Consider the following 13,541-nt stretch of genomic DNA (forward strand, 5'->3'; position numbering starts at 1 on the left):
CGTCCGGAGCTGATCCGGGCGGAAGCTCCGTCCTTACCGCTGCGCCTCCAGGTCAGCGACAATCGAGGCGAGAGAGAAGATGTTTCGCGCCATCAAGATTTTTCTTCTGACATTGTGCCTGCTTTCGGGGCTGACGCTTCCGGTGACCGGCCTTCGCGCCCAGGACGATGTGCATGCGCTTGTCGATGCACTCGGCGTCGGCGGCTTTCCCGAGCGCGATGCGGCGATCCGGGCGCTCGTCGCTTCCGGGGATTCGCATGTCAGTCAGATCCTGCAGCGCTTGAGCGACGGCCAGCTCTACGTCAATCCGGAAGGCGGGCCCGTTCTCGTGCAGGGCGGCACGGAGGACGAGCCGACTTATTCCGATCCGATCACAGGCGAGGCGGCGGCGGATGTCGATCCCGACATGATGTCGAAGGTCAAGATCAACAATGCGCTGCGCACCACGATTACGACCATGATGAGCCAGCTGACTCTGCTGAGCCCGGATCGCTCCGCGCGGCTCGCAGCGGCCGAGGGTATGCTCAAGGACGCCGATCCCGCCAATCTCGATCTGCTGAATTCGGCCCTGTCTGCCGAAAAGGACGGTGAGATCAAAAACACGATGGAAGCGGCGCGCGCCGTGATGGTGCTGAAGAGCGACGCCGGCATCGAGCAGAAGAAGGCCGCGATCGATACGATCGCCGCCCGCGGCGGCCGGAATGCGCTGACGATCCTGTCGATGGCGATGGCGACCGCGCCCGACGATCTGAAGCCGGCAATCCAGGCCGAGATCGACTCGATCAAGCGCGATCTGGCGCTTTGGGATGTCGTCCAGAACGTCTGGTACGGCCTGTCGCTCGGCTCGGTGCTGCTGCTTGCTGCGATCGGCCTTGCCATCACCTTCGGCGTCATGGGCGTCATCAACATGGCGCATGGCGAAATGGTGATGATCGGCGCCTATACGACCTATGTCGTGCAGGAAACGATTGCCTCTGCCTTTCCTTCGCTTGCCGATTATTCGCTGGCCTTCGCAGTACCGGCCGCCTTCCTCTTCACCGGCCTCGTCGGCTTGGTGATTGAACGGTCGGTGATCCGCTATCTCTACGGCCGGCCGCTGGAGACGCTGCTTGCCACCTGGGGCGTTTCGCTGATCCTGCAGCAGGCAATCCGCAGCTATTTCGGCCCGACCAACCGCGAGGTTCGCAATCCGAGCTGGATGTCCGGCGCTTTCGACTTCGGCGGGCTCGTCATCACCTGGAACCGGCTCTGGATCATCGTCTTCTCGATGATGGTGTTCCTGACATTGCTGATGCTGCTCAAGCGTTCGGCCTTTGGTCTGCAGATGCGGGCCGTCACGCAGAACCGGCGCATGGCTTCTTCGATGGGAATCCGCACCGGCTGGGTCGACGCCTTCACCTTCGCGCTCGGCTCGGGCATTGCCGGCATGGCGGGCGTGGCGCTCTCGCAGATCGACAACGTCTCGCCGAACCTCGGCCAGAACTACATCATCGACAGCTTCATGGTCGTCGTCTTCGGCGGCGTCGGCAATCTCTGGGGCACCCTGGTCGGCGCCTTGTCGCTCGGCGCCGTCAACAAGTTCCTCGAGCCCTTCGCCGGCGCCGTGCTCGGTAAGATCCTGGTGCTCGTCCTCATTATTCTCTTCATCCAGAAGCGTCCGCGCGGACTCTTCGCACTCAAAGGAAGGGCGGTGGAAGCATGATAACGGCCTTCCTTCTCCGGTCTCTCGATCGCAGGATCTCTGTCGCCGTCGCGCTGTTGCTGGCGGTCGCCATTCTGGTGCCGGTCTTGAACCTTGCGACCGGCCCGACCCATCCGCTGCACATTCCGACCTATATCATGGCGCTGTTCGGCAAATATCTGACCTATGCGCTGCTGGCGCTGGCGCTTGATCTCGTCTGGGGTTTCTGCGGCATCCTCTCGCTCGGCCACGGCGCTTTCTTCGCGCTTGGCGGTTACGCGATGGGCATGTACCTGATGCGCCAGATCGGCTCGCGCGGCGTCTATGGCGATCCTGTTCTGCCCGACTTCATGGTGTTCCTCAACTGGAAGGAGCTGCCCTGGTTCTGGTACGGTTTCGACCAGTTCTGGTTCGCGGCGCTGATGGTGCTCGCCGTGCCGGGACTGCTCGCCTTCGTCTTCGGCTGGTTCGCCTTCCGCTCGCGCGTCAACGGCGTTTACCTCTCGATCATCACCCAGGCGATGACCTATGCGCTGCTGCTTGCCTTCTTCCGCAACGACATGGGGTTCGGCGGCAATAACGGCATGACCGACTTCAAGGATATCCTCGGCTTCAACATCCAGGCGGACGGGACGCGCGCCAGCCTCTTTGCCGCGACCGCGATTTTCCTGGCGCTGTCGCTGACGATCGCCTCGGCAATCGTGCGCTCGAAGTTCGGCAAGGTGCTGGTCGGCGTGCGCGATGCGGAAAGCCGCACGCGCTTCCTCGGCTACAGGGTCGAGCATTTCAAGCTCTTCACCTTCGTCGTCTCGGCGATGATGGCGGGCATAGCCGGCGCGCTCTACGTGCCGCAGGTCGGCATCATCAATCCCGGCGAATTCGCGCCGGCCAATTCCATCGAAGTCGTCATCTGGACGGCTGTCGGCGGGCGGGGGACGCTGATCGGGCCGATCATCGGCGCGATCCTGGTCAATGGCGGCAAGACGATCTTCACCGGCCTCTTTCCGGAGTTCTGGCTGTTTGCGCTCGGCGGTCTTTTCGTCGCCGTCACGCTGTTCCTGCCAAGGGGCGTCGTCGGCACGGTCTCGCATTATTTCGCCAAGCGGAAAGTCGTCAACAAGCCTGCGCCGCCTGCGGCGCGGGAAGACGGCATCGAGCCGAAAATCCAGGCAGCGGAGTGAAGGTCATGATCCCCGACGTCAAACCCACCAGCGTGCTTTATCTCAGCGGCGTCTCCGTTTCCTTCGACGGCTTCAAGGCGCTGAATTCGCTGTCGATCGTCATCGAACCGGGCGAACTCCGCGCCATCATCGGCCCGAACGGCGCCGGCAAGACGACGATGATGGACATCATCACCGGCAAGACCCGGCCCGACGAGGGTGAGGTTTTCTTCAACGGCACCATCGACCTCACCAAGAAGGACGAAGCCGATATCGCCCAGCTTGGCATCGGCCGCAAATTCCAGAAGCCGACGGTCTTCGAAAGCCATACGGTCTGGGACAATCTCGAACTGGCGCTGAACCGCCGCCGCTCGGTGTTCTCGACGCTGTTCTATCGGCTTTCGGGGGAGGATAAGGCACGCATCGAGGAGATCCTCGAAACGGTGCGGCTGGCGCACCGGCGCGACGAACTGGCCGCCAACCTCTCGCACGGGCAGAAGCAGTGGCTGGAGATCGGCATGCTGCTTGCGCAGGAGCCGAAGCTGCTGCTCGTCGACGAGCCGGTGGCCGGCATGACCGATGCGGAGACGGCGGAGACGGCGATCCTGCTCAAGGATATTGCCAGGACCCGCTCGGTCGTCGTCGTCGAACACGATATGGGCTTCATCCGCGACCTCGGCGTCAAGGTGACCTGCCTTGCAGAAGGCTCGGTGTTGGCGGAAGGCTCGATCGACTTCGTCAGCGCCGATCCGAAGGTGATCGAGAACTATCTGGGGCGGTGATGAATGCAACTTAAAGGCTTGAACCCGACAAAAGAAAACGCTCTAAAACGGGCGGGTTTTATCGTGGGGTTTCATCATGGCTTTTCTCGGTATTCTGGTCGCGGCGATCAGCGGCGCGGTCATCTGGTATTGGCGTTTTAAAATGGTGCGTGAGGCAGGAAACGAGATCATCGATTCCGTCGAGCGCATGCGGGGTGCCTATAAGCGCGGAAAGCTTCGCAAGCAGGCGGAGGCAGCGCCGCTGGCCTCGATCGCCGATCCGGCGATTGCGGCAGTGGCCTTCTTCTTCTGCCTTGGCAACGAGAAGCCGATGTATCTCGACGCGGCGAAGGATGTCGTCCGCAACCGCATGAAGGGCATCATCCGGCCGGGCGATATGGAAGAGGTGCTGGTTTTCGGCGAGTGGGCGTCCAAGAACGTGACCAGCCCCGAAGATCCGATTCGCCGCTTCCGGGATCTCTGGCTAAAGGCGCTCGACATGCAGGAGCGTCAGCAGCTGATCGGCATTGCCGAGGACGTGGCCGCAGTTGGTGGCGAGAGAACGAAAGAACAGGAGTACGCTTTGCAGATGCTGAGGCGTACGCTGATGAACTGATGGGGAACGGGTGAACGGATGCTGACAGTCGAAAACGCAAATCTGCATTATGGCGCGGCGCAGGCGCTGCGCGGCATCTCCATCAGAGCGGAGATGGGCAAGATTACCTGCGTGCTGGGACGCAACGGCGTCGGCAAGAGTTCGCTCCTGCGCGCGGTGACCGGCCAGCATCCGCTGTCGGCCGGCACCGTTACCTTCAACGATACCAGGCTGAACGGCCTGCCGCCCTTTGCCCGCGCCAAGCAGGGCATCGGCTATGTGCCGCAGGGGCGGGAGATTTTCCCGCTGCTGACGGTCAAGGAAAATCTCGAAACCGGCTTTGCTCCGCTCGGCCGCCGCGACCGCAACATCCCCGACGATATCTTCAGCCTCTTCCCGGTGCTGAAGTCGATGCTGTCGCGTCGCGGCGGCGATCTTTCCGGAGGGCAGCAGCAGCAGCTGGCGATCGGCCGCGCCATGGTGACGCGGCCGAGGATCCTCGTGCTCGACGAGCCGACCGAGGGCATTCAGCCGTCGATCATCAAGGATATCGGCCGGGCGATCCGTTACCTGCGCGATTCCACCGGCATGGCGATCCTGCTCGTCGAACAATATCTCGATTTCTGCCGGGAGCTTGCCGACTACGTCTACATCATGGATCGCGGCGAGATCGTGCATGAAGGACTTGCCGAGACGCTGGATACGCCGGAGGCTCGCCGTCATCTGACCGTTTGACCGGCAGATGCCGTATTTTGCAGCAGCGGGCACGACGCTTCGAGACCTTCGCCCGCCGCCAAAAGGTCTGTTCGGGACGGCATGGGAATTGCTTTGCATCCGCCACCCGCGCGATCGAATGAACCGGTAGCGCGACCGAAAGGGACGTTATGATGATTGCGGCGGCAGGCACGAGACCGCAAAGAGCGGAGGGGCGCGGACATCTGGCGGCAAAGCTGCTCGGCGACCGCACGCGTCTCCGCGAACTCTATCAGGAGGGCGCGGCGAAAATCCGCCTGCCGGATACGTTCGATGCCTCGATGGAAGCCGTCATCATCAACACCGCCGGCGGGCTGACCGGCGGCGACCGGATGGACTGGAGCGTCGTTGCCGGCGCCGGCACGAAGATCGACGTCACCACCCAGGCCTGCGAAAAGATCTACAAGGCATCGGCCGGCGTCGCAGAGGTGGTGACCCGTATCGAGGTGGGGGCGGGGGCGCGCGTCGACTGGCTGCCGCAGGAAACGATCCTTTTCGACCGGGCAGCACTCTTCCGCCGGCTCGATGTGAATCTCGACGAGAGCGCCGAATTCCTGGCCGTCGAAGCGGTGCTGCTCGGCCGCAAGGCGATGGGCGAGACGGTGGACACGGGTCTCTTTCGCGACCGCTGGCGCATCCGCCGCGCGGGCCGGCTGATCCATGCCGAGGAGCTCAGGCTTTCCGAAGGTGTTGCGGCGCTGGCGGCGCGCCAGGCGGTGCTCGGCGGGCAGGTTGCCTTTGCGACGCTGCTTTATGCCGGGCCGCTGGCCGAGGCCTATCTCGGCAGGGTCCGTCCGCTCGTCGAGGGAATGATGGGCGGTGCAAGCGCCTGGAGCGACAAGCTGGTCGTTCGCCTTGCGGCGGCCGACGGCTTCACGCTGAGAAAAATCCTGATCCCTGTCATTTCCGTCTTGCGCAACGGTGCGCCTGTGCCGAAAGTCTGGAATCTCTAAAGCTAAGCATCAAGCAGATGGGCAAGCAATGAACCTCACTCCGAGAGAAAAAGACAAGCTGCTGATTTCAATGGCGGCGATGGTGGCGCGGCGGCGGCTCGAGCGCGGCGTCAAGCTGAACTATCCCGAGGCAATCGCGCTGATCAGCGACTTCGTCGTCGAGGGCGCCCGCGATGGCCGTCCGGTCGCCGAGCTGATGGAAGCCGGCGCCCATGTGATCGGCCGCGACCAGGTGATGGAGGGCATTGCCGAGATGATCCATGACGTGCAGGTGGAGGCGACGTTCCCCGATGGCACCAAGCTCGTCACCGTCCACGAACCGATCCGGTGAGGAAGTAGAATGCTGGAGCTCAGACCCAATTGCGAGTGCTGCGACAAGGATTTGCCGCCGGAGAGCGCCGAGGCGCGGATCTGCACCTATGAATGCACCTTCTGCGCCGATTGCGCAGACGATGTGCTGAAGGGTGCCTGCCCGAATTGCGGCGGCAATCTCGTTGCGAGGCCCATCCGGCCGGCGGCCATGCTCGCCAAACATCCGGCATCGACGAAACGCGTGCTGAAGGCCGAGGGCTGCGCGCCCAGGGCAGCTTGAGGGGAGCAAGATGATTCCAGGCGAGATCATTGCCGCAAGCGGCGACATCGAACTCAACGCCGGCGCACCGACGGTGACGCTGGAAGTTTCCAATACGGGCGATCGGCCGGTGCAGGTCGGCAGCCACTATCATTTCGCCGAGACCAATGCCGGCCTTTCTTTCGACCGGGCGGCGGCGCATGGCAAGCGGCTGGATATTCCAGCCGGAACGGCCGTGCGCTTCGAGCCGGGACAGACGCGATCCGTGACGCTGATCCCGCTTGCCGGCAAGCGCGAGGTCTATGGTTTCCGTCAGCTGGTGATGGGCAAGCTTTAACGGGAGGGATGCATGCGTTTGAACATCTGCCTCATCGGGGCGGCGATGCTGCTGGCCGCGGGTGGTGCCTCTGCTCAGGACATCGATTGCCAGAATCCCAAGACGCAATCGGACATGACCTCCTGCGAGGCGGCGCGCCACGAGACCGCGGACAAAGCTTTGAATGCGCAATATAAGAAGACCCGGGCGGCTCTTGCGGCGATCGACAAGGATCTCGATGGCGACATGAAGGGCGCCGAGCAGGCGCTGGTCAAGGCACAACGCGCCTGGATCGATTATCGCGACGCCGAGTGCGACGCCTTCGGTTTCCAGGCCCGTGGCGGCACGATGGAGCCGATGCTGGTCGCCGGATGTCTCGCCAACATCACTGACAAACGCACGCAAGAGCTGAAAGAGCTCGAAGACACGATGAGCAACTAAGGTGATCAGGAAGATCGTGATCGTCGGCAATGGCGAGGTTGGTGAGGGAGAGGCGGGCATCATCGATGCCGCCGATTTCGTCATCCGCTTCAACGATTGTCGTTCCTATGGCGCCGGCGGCAGCCGGACGGATGCCGTCGCGGTCTGCAATACCGGCCGGCCGGCCAAGGCGATGCTCGGTTCGCGTGAGTGGCGGACCCATCCTGGCGTCGTTTCGGCGCGGGAAATCTGGAGCGTGCGCGACCCGAAGAAATTCGCCGCCATGCGGGCGCCGCTTGCGGTCTCGCATCCCGATCTCGACGATTTCTGCGACGACTATACCGACGCGTTCAGCGTCTTCTGCGCGGAGACCGGCAAGACACATGTCGTCATCGACACGTCGATCCACGAGGCCGTCGATGCCTCGCTCTCGGTCTTTGCGCCCGCGCCCTATGTCGTGCCGAGCAGCGGCATGATCGTCATTGCCGAGGTGCTGAACACATACGCCGATGCCGAGGTGATGCTCGCCGGCTTCGGCCACGTCGGCTGGGAATGGCACCCGTTTGCGGCCGAACGGCAGCTTGTCGATAGTTATATTGCCGCGGGCCGCCTCAGGCGGCTCGGCGGAAAAATGCTTATCTCTTCCTCCCACGGAGCTTGATGAATGCCCTATAAGATCTCGCGCGCCGCCTATGCCGGCATGTTCGGACCGACGACCGGCGACAAGGTGCGCCTTGCCGATACGGAGCTCTTCATCGAGATCGAGAAGGATTTCACCACCTATGGCGAGGAGGTGAAATTCGGTGGCGGCAAGGTGATCCGTGACGGCATGGGCCAGAGCCAGGTGACGCGGGCGGACGGCGCGGTCGATACCGTCATCACCAATGCGGTGATTGTCGATCACACGGGCATCTACAAGGCCGATATCGGCCTCAAGAACGGGCGCATCGCTGCGATCGGCAAGGCCGGCAATCCGGATATGCAGCCCGGCGTCAATATCATCGTCGGCCCGGGCACGGAGGCGATCGCCGGCGAAGGCAAGATCGTCACGGCTGGCGGCATGGACAGCCACATCCACTTCATCGCGCCGCAGCAGATCGAGGAAGCGCTGATGTCGGGCATGACCTGCATGCTCGGCGGCGGCACGGGACCGGCGCACGGCACGCTCGCCACCACCTGCACGCCCGGCCCATGGCATATCGCGCGGATGATCGAAGCGGCCGACGCCTTCCCGATGAACCTCGCCTTTGCCGGCAAAGGCAATGCCTCGCTGCCCGGCGCGCTGACCGAGATGGTGCTGGCCGGCGCCACTTCGCTGAAGCTGCACGAGGACTGGGGGACGACGCCGGGCGCGATCGACTGCTGCCTGTCGGTCGCCGACGACTATGACGTGCAGGTGATGATCCACACCGATACGCTGAACGAAAGCGGCTTCGTCGAGGATACGATCGGCGCCATCAAGGGCCGCACCATCCACGCCTTCCACACGGAAGGGGCAGGCGGAGGGCACGCACCCGACATCATCAAGATCTGCGGTCAGCCGAACGTCATCCCGTCGTCCACTAATCCGACGCGACCCTATACAGTCAATACGATTGCGGAGCATCTCGACATGCTGATGGTCTGCCATCACCTGTCGCCGTCGATCCCCGAGGATATCGCCTTTGCCGAAAGCCGCATCCGCAAGGAGACGATCGCGGCCGAAGACATATTGCACGATATCGGTGCCTTCTCGATCATCTCGTCCGACAGCCAGGCCATGGGCCGCGTCGGCGAAGTGGCGATCCGCACCTGGCAGACGGCCGACAAGATGAAGCGTCAGCGCGGCCGGCTGAAGGAAGAAAAAGGCGACAACGACAATTTCCGCGTTCGCCGCTATATCGCCAAATACACGATCAATCCGGCGATCGCCCATGGCCTCAGTCATGAGATCGGCTCGGTCGAGGTCGGCAAGCGCGCCGATCTGGTGCTATGGAACCCCGCCTTTTTCGGCGTGAAACCCGATATGGTGCTGCTCGGCGGCTCGATCGCGGCAGCACCGATGGGCGATCCGAACGCTTCGATCCCGACGCCGCAGCCGGTGCATTACCGTCCGATGTTTGCCTCTTACGGCAAGAGCCTCACGAATTCCTCCGTCACCTTCGTCAGCCAGGCTTCGCTCGATGCCGGCCTGAAGGGCAGGCTTGGCGTTGCGAAGGAGCTGGTGGCGGTGAAGAATACCCGCGGCGGCATCTCCAAGGCATCGATGATCCACAATGACCTGACGCCGGAGATCGAGGTCGATCCGGAGACCTATGAAGTCAGGGCGAACGGCGAATTGCTGACATGCGAGCCGGCGACGGTGCTGCCGATGGCGCAGCGCTATTTCCTGTTCTAGGCCCGCTCGTTCCGTGCGCGCCGGACGGTTCCGATGAAAACAGGCATCCGCTGGCTGTTGCGGATCGTATTGCTGGTCGTTGCTCTGGCGACGGCCGGAACCTTCATTCCCCGGCCGCTGATTGCGCCGGTCGAAGCATCGTCCGCGCCGGCGGCCCACCGGATCTTGCTTCTGTCGGGACCGATCCATACCGATATTGCCATTCCGCTCGACGAGGAGACGCGGGCCGCCTTTTCCTTCCTCGACGATCCTGGTTTTCCGCTCGGCCATCCGAACGCGGAATGGCTCGTCATCGGCTGGGGCGGCCGCGCCTTCTATCTGGAAACGCCGACCTGGTCGGAGCTGAAGCCGCTGCCGGTGCTGCGGGCTCTGACGATCGACCGTTCGGTGCTGCACGTGGATCTCGCCGGTCATATCACCGAGCCGCAGCCGGCCGTTACGGCCTTCGATATCGGTGACGAACAATTGGCGCGGCTGCGCAGCTTCATCTCCGATAGTTTTGTCCGCGATGCCGGCGAGGTGAAGCTGATCTCAAACGCAGGTTACGGCGAGATCGACAGGTTCTTCGAGGCCAAGGGATATTTCAACGCCCTATTCGGCTGCAACACCTGGACTGCCGCAGCACTCCGTTCGGCCGGGCTTCGAACCGGCTTATGGAATCCGCTTCCGCAATCATTGCGATTATCCGCTGGTGTCTACAATTGACGCAGCTGGGGATCGGTCCCGGTGTAAACGGAATTGTGAACGGGACTCCCCATTTGGTTGTAAAAATCGCTGGGAAGCCGTGCGTTTTCCACAGGTAAACCATTCTGGAACAGGCAGGCTTTCCAACTGGAAAAAAGCGTTTAATATCAATTATCTCGACGTCCTTCCGCCCTGTCCGATTCAGGGATCGGATGTTTGCATCCCCTGCTAGAAAAAATCTGTCCGTCAAATCGTCCAAAACCGTTCGAATTTTAACGAGCCGATTAAGACACCCGCAGCAATTGGGCTCTTATCAATGCCGTGAAACGCCCGGGCAGGAAGGTCGATTCTCATGAGAAGCTGGATGTCGCTGCAGGCCGGTTTCGGCGATTTTCAATATCGCAGGAACGTCTATCTCTTTGCGCTGAGGATGAGCTTTCTTGCCGTCATTCTTTCAGGCGTCATCCTCGCGCTGACGATACCGCCACTCGGTTTTTTCGGACTGCTGCCGGTGAACCTTTCGCATGCGATCGGCTTCGGTGCCGTTTTTTCCTGGCTTGTCGGCGGCACGGTTTGCGGCATGCTGTCGCTGACCGCAGGGTTTACCATGCATGAGTTGACAGTTTCGCGGGCGGAGTTCGAAAAGCTCAGCCGCACGGATACGCTCTCCGGCCTCTTGAACCGCCGCGCCTTCACGGAGGCGCTCGACAAAACCGAGGGCAATGCCTCGCTTGTCATTTTCGACGTCGACCGCTTCAAGGCGATCAACGACCGTTTCGGCCATGCCTGCGGCGATGCCGTCATCACCGCGGTCTCGGCCATGCTCATATCCGCCTTCGACGAAATGTCCGTCATTGCACGGCTGGGTGGGGAGGAGTTTGGCGTCATCGTCTCCGGCGAACCGCTGGAGGCGCGGATGGAACGCATCGAAGAGGTGCGAGCCCGGATCGCAAGCGGCGCCATCGCGGCCGAGGGGCACGATATCCGCATCACCGTTTCCGGCGGCGTTGCCGATCTCGCCGCCGGGCGCAGCAAGCAAGCGGTGTATGCCTCGGCGGACCGGGCGCTCTACCTCGCCAAGGCGCTCGGGCGCAATCGCGTCGTGCACGAACGGGAAGGCCTGCATCATGCCTGGCACGGGCTCGTTGAAAATGGCCTCGATGCCAAGGGCAGGGGAGCTGAGAGCGACAACGTGATGCAGGCCTACGGGATATAAACGCCCCGGTCTGAGCAAAAGGCCATTGGTGATTGCATCAGGAAAGACTATTTTGCATGTTCGTCTCAGCAAAACGGACATATCATGCAGCGCGTCACTTCCTATCTTCCCGCCGGTACCCCGTCCTCCCATCCGACCGCCCAGGTCAAGCTGCCGCACGATCTGCGCCATCTGCGCCGCAAGCTGCTGCATCTGGAAAATGGCGAGATGGTCATGCTCGATCTCAAGGACCCGGTGCTCTTCGCCAATGGCGATCTGCTGGTGCGCGAGGATGGGGAGCTGATCGAGATTCTGGCTGCCGACGAGAAACTCTTCGAAATTCGCGGACGCGACCGCACGCATCTCGTCGAGCTCGCCTGGCATCTCGGCAACCGCCATCTTGCCGCCCAGATCGAGGAAGACCGCATCGTCATCCTGCGCGACCATGTCATCCGCTCGATGCTGCAGGGCCTCGGCGCCACCGTGCTTGAGATCGACGAACCCTTTCAACCCGCGCGCGGAGCCTATCATTCCCATGGCGGCCATGCGCATGATCACGGCCATGCCGCTCACAGCCATGATCATGGACATGAACACGGTCACGCGCATGGCCACGACCATCAGCATGATCACAGCTGCGATCACGACCACGATCACGGGCATCATCACGGCCACAAGCACGATTGAGGCGCGATGACAGGGGACCGCCAACTGCAGGCATTGCTGCGCCTGACGGCGTGGCTCTCGCCGGCCTTTCCCATCGGTAGCTTCGCCTATTCGGGTGGGCTGGAGCGGGCGGTGGCCGATGGGCTCGTCGTCGATGCGGCTTCGCTTGCAAACTGGATCGGCACGCTGATCGGCCATGGTGCCGTCTGGAACGATGCGGTGCTTCTGGCCGAGAGCCACAGGCAACAGGCAGATGCCGCGCGCCTTGCTGAAACCGCCGCCCTCGCCGAGGCTCTTGCCGGATCGCGTGAGCGCCATCAGGAAACCATGCTGCTCGGTGACGCCTTCCTCGCGGCGGCGCGGGCTTGGCCGGACGAAGTGTTCGAGAGGCTGCCCGGCAAGACCGCTTATCCCGTCGCGGTGGGCGCGGTTGCCGGTGCGCATGGCATAAGGTCCGAGCAGGTGCTCGCAGTCTTCCTGCACGCCTATGCCTCGCAAGCGGTTTCGTCCGGTATCCGCCTCGGCGTTGCCGGGCAGAGGGACGGTGTTGCCGTGTTGGCCGGCCTTGAAGAGCCCATTGCGGAGGTTGCCCGACGGGCGGCGGCGTCGTCGCTCGACGATCTCGGGTCGGCGACCGTGCAGGCCGATATCGCCAGCCTGCGCCACGAGACGCAGGCGACGCGGTTGTTCCGCTCGTGAGGATATAAAGTTATCCGCAGAAACTGCGTCATTTGACGGTGGCGCGCGCCGCCGCCGTCGTTATCATCCGGTTCGATTGGAGTGAAACACATGAAATCAAGGAACGGACCTCTGCGCGTCGGCATCGGCGGGCCGGTCGGCTCGGGCAAGACGGCGCTGACGGAAAAGCTCTGCAAAGCGATGCGCGACGACTATTCCGTCGCCGTCGTCACCAACGACATCTATACGACCGAGGATGCCGAGGCGCTTGTGCGCATGCAGGCCTTGCCCTCGGAGCGGATCGTCGGCGTCGAAACCGGCGGCTGCCCGCATACCGCCATCCGCGAGGATGCGACGATCAATCTGCAGGCGATCGCCGGCCTCAACGAGCGCATACCCGATCTCGACGTCGTCTTCATCGAATCCGGCGGAGACAATCTGGCGGCGACCTTTTCGCCGGATCTTGCCGATATTACCATCTACGTGATCTCCGTCTGCCAGGGCGAGGAAATCCCGCGCAAGGGCGGGCCCGGCATCACCCGGTCCGACCTGCTTGTCATCAACAAAAAGGATCTGGCGCCCTATGTCGGCGCCGATCTCGAGGTGATGGACCGGGATGCGACGCGTATGCGCGCGAGCCGCCCGTTCGTCTTCTCGGACATGAAGCGCGGCGACGGCATCAGTTCGATCGTCAATTTCCTCAGGGAGCAGGGCGGGCTCTGAGCGGTCGG

Annotated in this window: 17 protein-coding genes; all 17 read left to right on the top strand. The window is 62.6% G+C overall.

Annotation, left to right across the window (positions count from 1 at the left end):
• The first annotated feature begins 79 nt into the window (after positions 1-79).
• Positions 80-1,702: an urea ABC transporter permease subunit UrtB gene (gene urtB / locus CO671_RS02375; protein WP_097604174.1), complete on the top strand. Its 1,623-nt coding sequence runs from the start codon at positions 80-82 to the stop codon at positions 1,700-1,702.
• Positions 1,699-2,862 (top strand): urea ABC transporter permease subunit UrtC, encoded by a 1,164-nt coding sequence (gene urtC, locus CO671_RS02380; protein ID WP_097604175.1) that lies wholly within the window; start codon positions 1,699-1,701, stop codon positions 2,860-2,862. The genes urtB and urtC overlap by 4 nt, the downstream gene beginning before the upstream one ends.
• A gap of 5 nt (positions 2,863-2,867) precedes the next feature.
• Positions 2,868-3,623 carry an urea ABC transporter ATP-binding protein UrtD gene (gene urtD, locus CO671_RS02385; protein WP_097605046.1) on the top strand — a complete coding sequence of 252 codons (756 nt, stop codon included), beginning with the start codon at positions 2,868-2,870 and terminating at the stop codon, positions 3,621-3,623.
• Positions 3,624-3,699: 76 nt separating this feature from the next.
• Positions 3,700-4,218 carry a hypothetical protein gene (locus CO671_RS02390; protein ID WP_097604176.1) on the top strand — a complete coding sequence of 173 codons (519 nt, stop codon included), beginning with the start codon at positions 3,700-3,702 and terminating at the stop codon, positions 4,216-4,218.
• Positions 4,219-4,236: 18 nt separating this feature from the next.
• On the top strand, positions 4,237-4,932 hold the full coding sequence (urtE, locus tag CO671_RS02395; RefSeq protein ID WP_064841423.1) for an urea ABC transporter ATP-binding subunit UrtE: 696 nt from the start codon (positions 4,237-4,239) through the stop codon (positions 4,930-4,932).
• A gap of 149 nt (positions 4,933-5,081) precedes the next feature.
• Positions 5,082-5,903: an urease accessory protein UreD gene (locus tag CO671_RS02400; RefSeq protein WP_097604177.1), complete on the top strand. Its 822-nt coding sequence runs from the start codon at positions 5,082-5,084 to the stop codon at positions 5,901-5,903.
• Between the two features lie 28 nt (positions 5,904-5,931).
• Positions 5,932-6,234: an urease subunit gamma gene (locus CO671_RS02405; protein WP_003561955.1), complete on the top strand. Its 303-nt coding sequence runs from the start codon at positions 5,932-5,934 to the stop codon at positions 6,232-6,234.
• 9 nt (positions 6,235-6,243) lie between these two features.
• Positions 6,244-6,495, top strand: coding sequence for a DUF1272 domain-containing protein (locus CO671_RS02410; RefSeq protein WP_010027472.1), 252 nt, complete (start codon positions 6,244-6,246; stop codon positions 6,493-6,495).
• A 10-nt stretch (positions 6,496-6,505) separates the two neighbouring features.
• A complete protein-coding gene (locus tag CO671_RS02415; RefSeq protein ID WP_004675639.1) occupies positions 6,506-6,811 on the top strand; it encodes an urease subunit beta in 306 nt (101 codons plus the stop codon).
• Between the two features lie 12 nt (positions 6,812-6,823).
• The gene (locus tag CO671_RS02420; protein ID WP_097604178.1) at positions 6,824-7,231 is read left to right on the top strand and encodes a lysozyme inhibitor LprI family protein; all 408 of its coding nucleotides are present in this window, start codon (positions 6,824-6,826) and stop codon (positions 7,229-7,231) included.
• Between the two features lie 16 nt (positions 7,232-7,247).
• Entirely contained in the window at positions 7,248-7,871 is a 624-nt protein-coding gene (locus CO671_RS02425; RefSeq protein WP_170964927.1) for a Urease operon accessory protein, read from the top strand.
• 3 nt (positions 7,872-7,874) lie between these two features.
• The gene (ureC, locus tag CO671_RS02430; protein WP_097604180.1) at positions 7,875-9,587 is read left to right on the top strand and encodes an urease subunit alpha; all 1,713 of its coding nucleotides are present in this window, start codon (positions 7,875-7,877) and stop codon (positions 9,585-9,587) included.
• 33 nt (positions 9,588-9,620) lie between these two features.
• Complete coding sequence (locus CO671_RS02435; protein WP_097604181.1) at positions 9,621-10,292, top strand: TIGR02117 family protein; 672 nt, start codon at positions 9,621-9,623, stop codon at positions 10,290-10,292.
• Between the two features lie 331 nt (positions 10,293-10,623).
• Positions 10,624-11,487, top strand: coding sequence for a GGDEF domain-containing protein (locus tag CO671_RS02440; RefSeq protein ID WP_097604182.1), 864 nt, complete (start codon positions 10,624-10,626; stop codon positions 11,485-11,487).
• An 84-nt stretch (positions 11,488-11,571) separates the two neighbouring features.
• Positions 11,572-12,153 (top strand): urease accessory protein UreE, encoded by a 582-nt coding sequence (ureE, locus tag CO671_RS02445; protein ID WP_010031000.1) that lies wholly within the window; start codon positions 11,572-11,574, stop codon positions 12,151-12,153.
• Between the two features lie 6 nt (positions 12,154-12,159).
• Positions 12,160-12,831: an urease accessory protein UreF gene (locus CO671_RS02450; protein ID WP_010030998.1), complete on the top strand. Its 672-nt coding sequence runs from the start codon at positions 12,160-12,162 to the stop codon at positions 12,829-12,831.
• Positions 12,832-12,921: 90 nt separating this feature from the next.
• Positions 12,922-13,533, top strand: coding sequence for an urease accessory protein UreG (gene ureG / locus CO671_RS02455; RefSeq protein ID WP_038690830.1), 612 nt, complete (start codon positions 12,922-12,924; stop codon positions 13,531-13,533).
• Positions 13,534-13,541: the final 8 nt, after the last annotated feature.

Origin of the sequence: Rhizobium sp. M10 (genome assembly GCF_002531955.1) — a bacterium.
Classification (GTDB): domain Bacteria; phylum Pseudomonadota; class Alphaproteobacteria; order Rhizobiales; family Rhizobiaceae; genus Rhizobium; species Rhizobium etli_C.

Coding starts and splice junctions, on each gene's coding strand:
- CO671_RS02415 (WP_004675639.1), top strand. CDS start 6,506: ATGATTCCAGGCGAGATCATTGCCGCAAGCGGCGACATCGAACTCAAC.
- urtC (WP_097604175.1), top strand. CDS start 1,699: ATGATAACGGCCTTCCTTCTCCGGTCTCTCGATCGCAGGATCTCTGTC.
- CO671_RS02435 (WP_097604181.1), top strand. CDS start 9,621: ATGAAAACAGGCATCCGCTGGCTGTTGCGGATCGTATTGCTGGTCGTT.
- urtE (WP_064841423.1), top strand. CDS start 4,237: ATGCTGACAGTCGAAAACGCAAATCTGCATTATGGCGCGGCGCAGGCG.
- CO671_RS02440 (WP_097604182.1), top strand. CDS start 10,624: ATGAGAAGCTGGATGTCGCTGCAGGCCGGTTTCGGCGATTTTCAATAT.
- ureG (WP_038690830.1), top strand. CDS start 12,922: ATGAAATCAAGGAACGGACCTCTGCGCGTCGGCATCGGCGGGCCGGTC.
- urtD (WP_097605046.1), top strand. CDS start 2,868: ATGATCCCCGACGTCAAACCCACCAGCGTGCTTTATCTCAGCGGCGTC.
- CO671_RS02400 (WP_097604177.1), top strand. CDS start 5,082: ATGATGATTGCGGCGGCAGGCACGAGACCGCAAAGAGCGGAGGGGCGC.
- CO671_RS02390 (WP_097604176.1), top strand. CDS start 3,700: ATGGCTTTTCTCGGTATTCTGGTCGCGGCGATCAGCGGCGCGGTCATC.
- ureE (WP_010031000.1), top strand. CDS start 11,572: ATGCAGCGCGTCACTTCCTATCTTCCCGCCGGTACCCCGTCCTCCCAT.
- CO671_RS02410 (WP_010027472.1), top strand. CDS start 6,244: ATGCTGGAGCTCAGACCCAATTGCGAGTGCTGCGACAAGGATTTGCCG.
- CO671_RS02405 (WP_003561955.1), top strand. CDS start 5,932: ATGAACCTCACTCCGAGAGAAAAAGACAAGCTGCTGATTTCAATGGCG.
- CO671_RS02450 (WP_010030998.1), top strand. CDS start 12,160: ATGACAGGGGACCGCCAACTGCAGGCATTGCTGCGCCTGACGGCGTGG.
- CO671_RS02420 (WP_097604178.1), top strand. CDS start 6,824: ATGCGTTTGAACATCTGCCTCATCGGGGCGGCGATGCTGCTGGCCGCG.
- ureC (WP_097604180.1), top strand. CDS start 7,875: ATGCCCTATAAGATCTCGCGCGCCGCCTATGCCGGCATGTTCGGACCG.
- urtB (WP_097604174.1), top strand. CDS start 80: ATGTTTCGCGCCATCAAGATTTTTCTTCTGACATTGTGCCTGCTTTCG.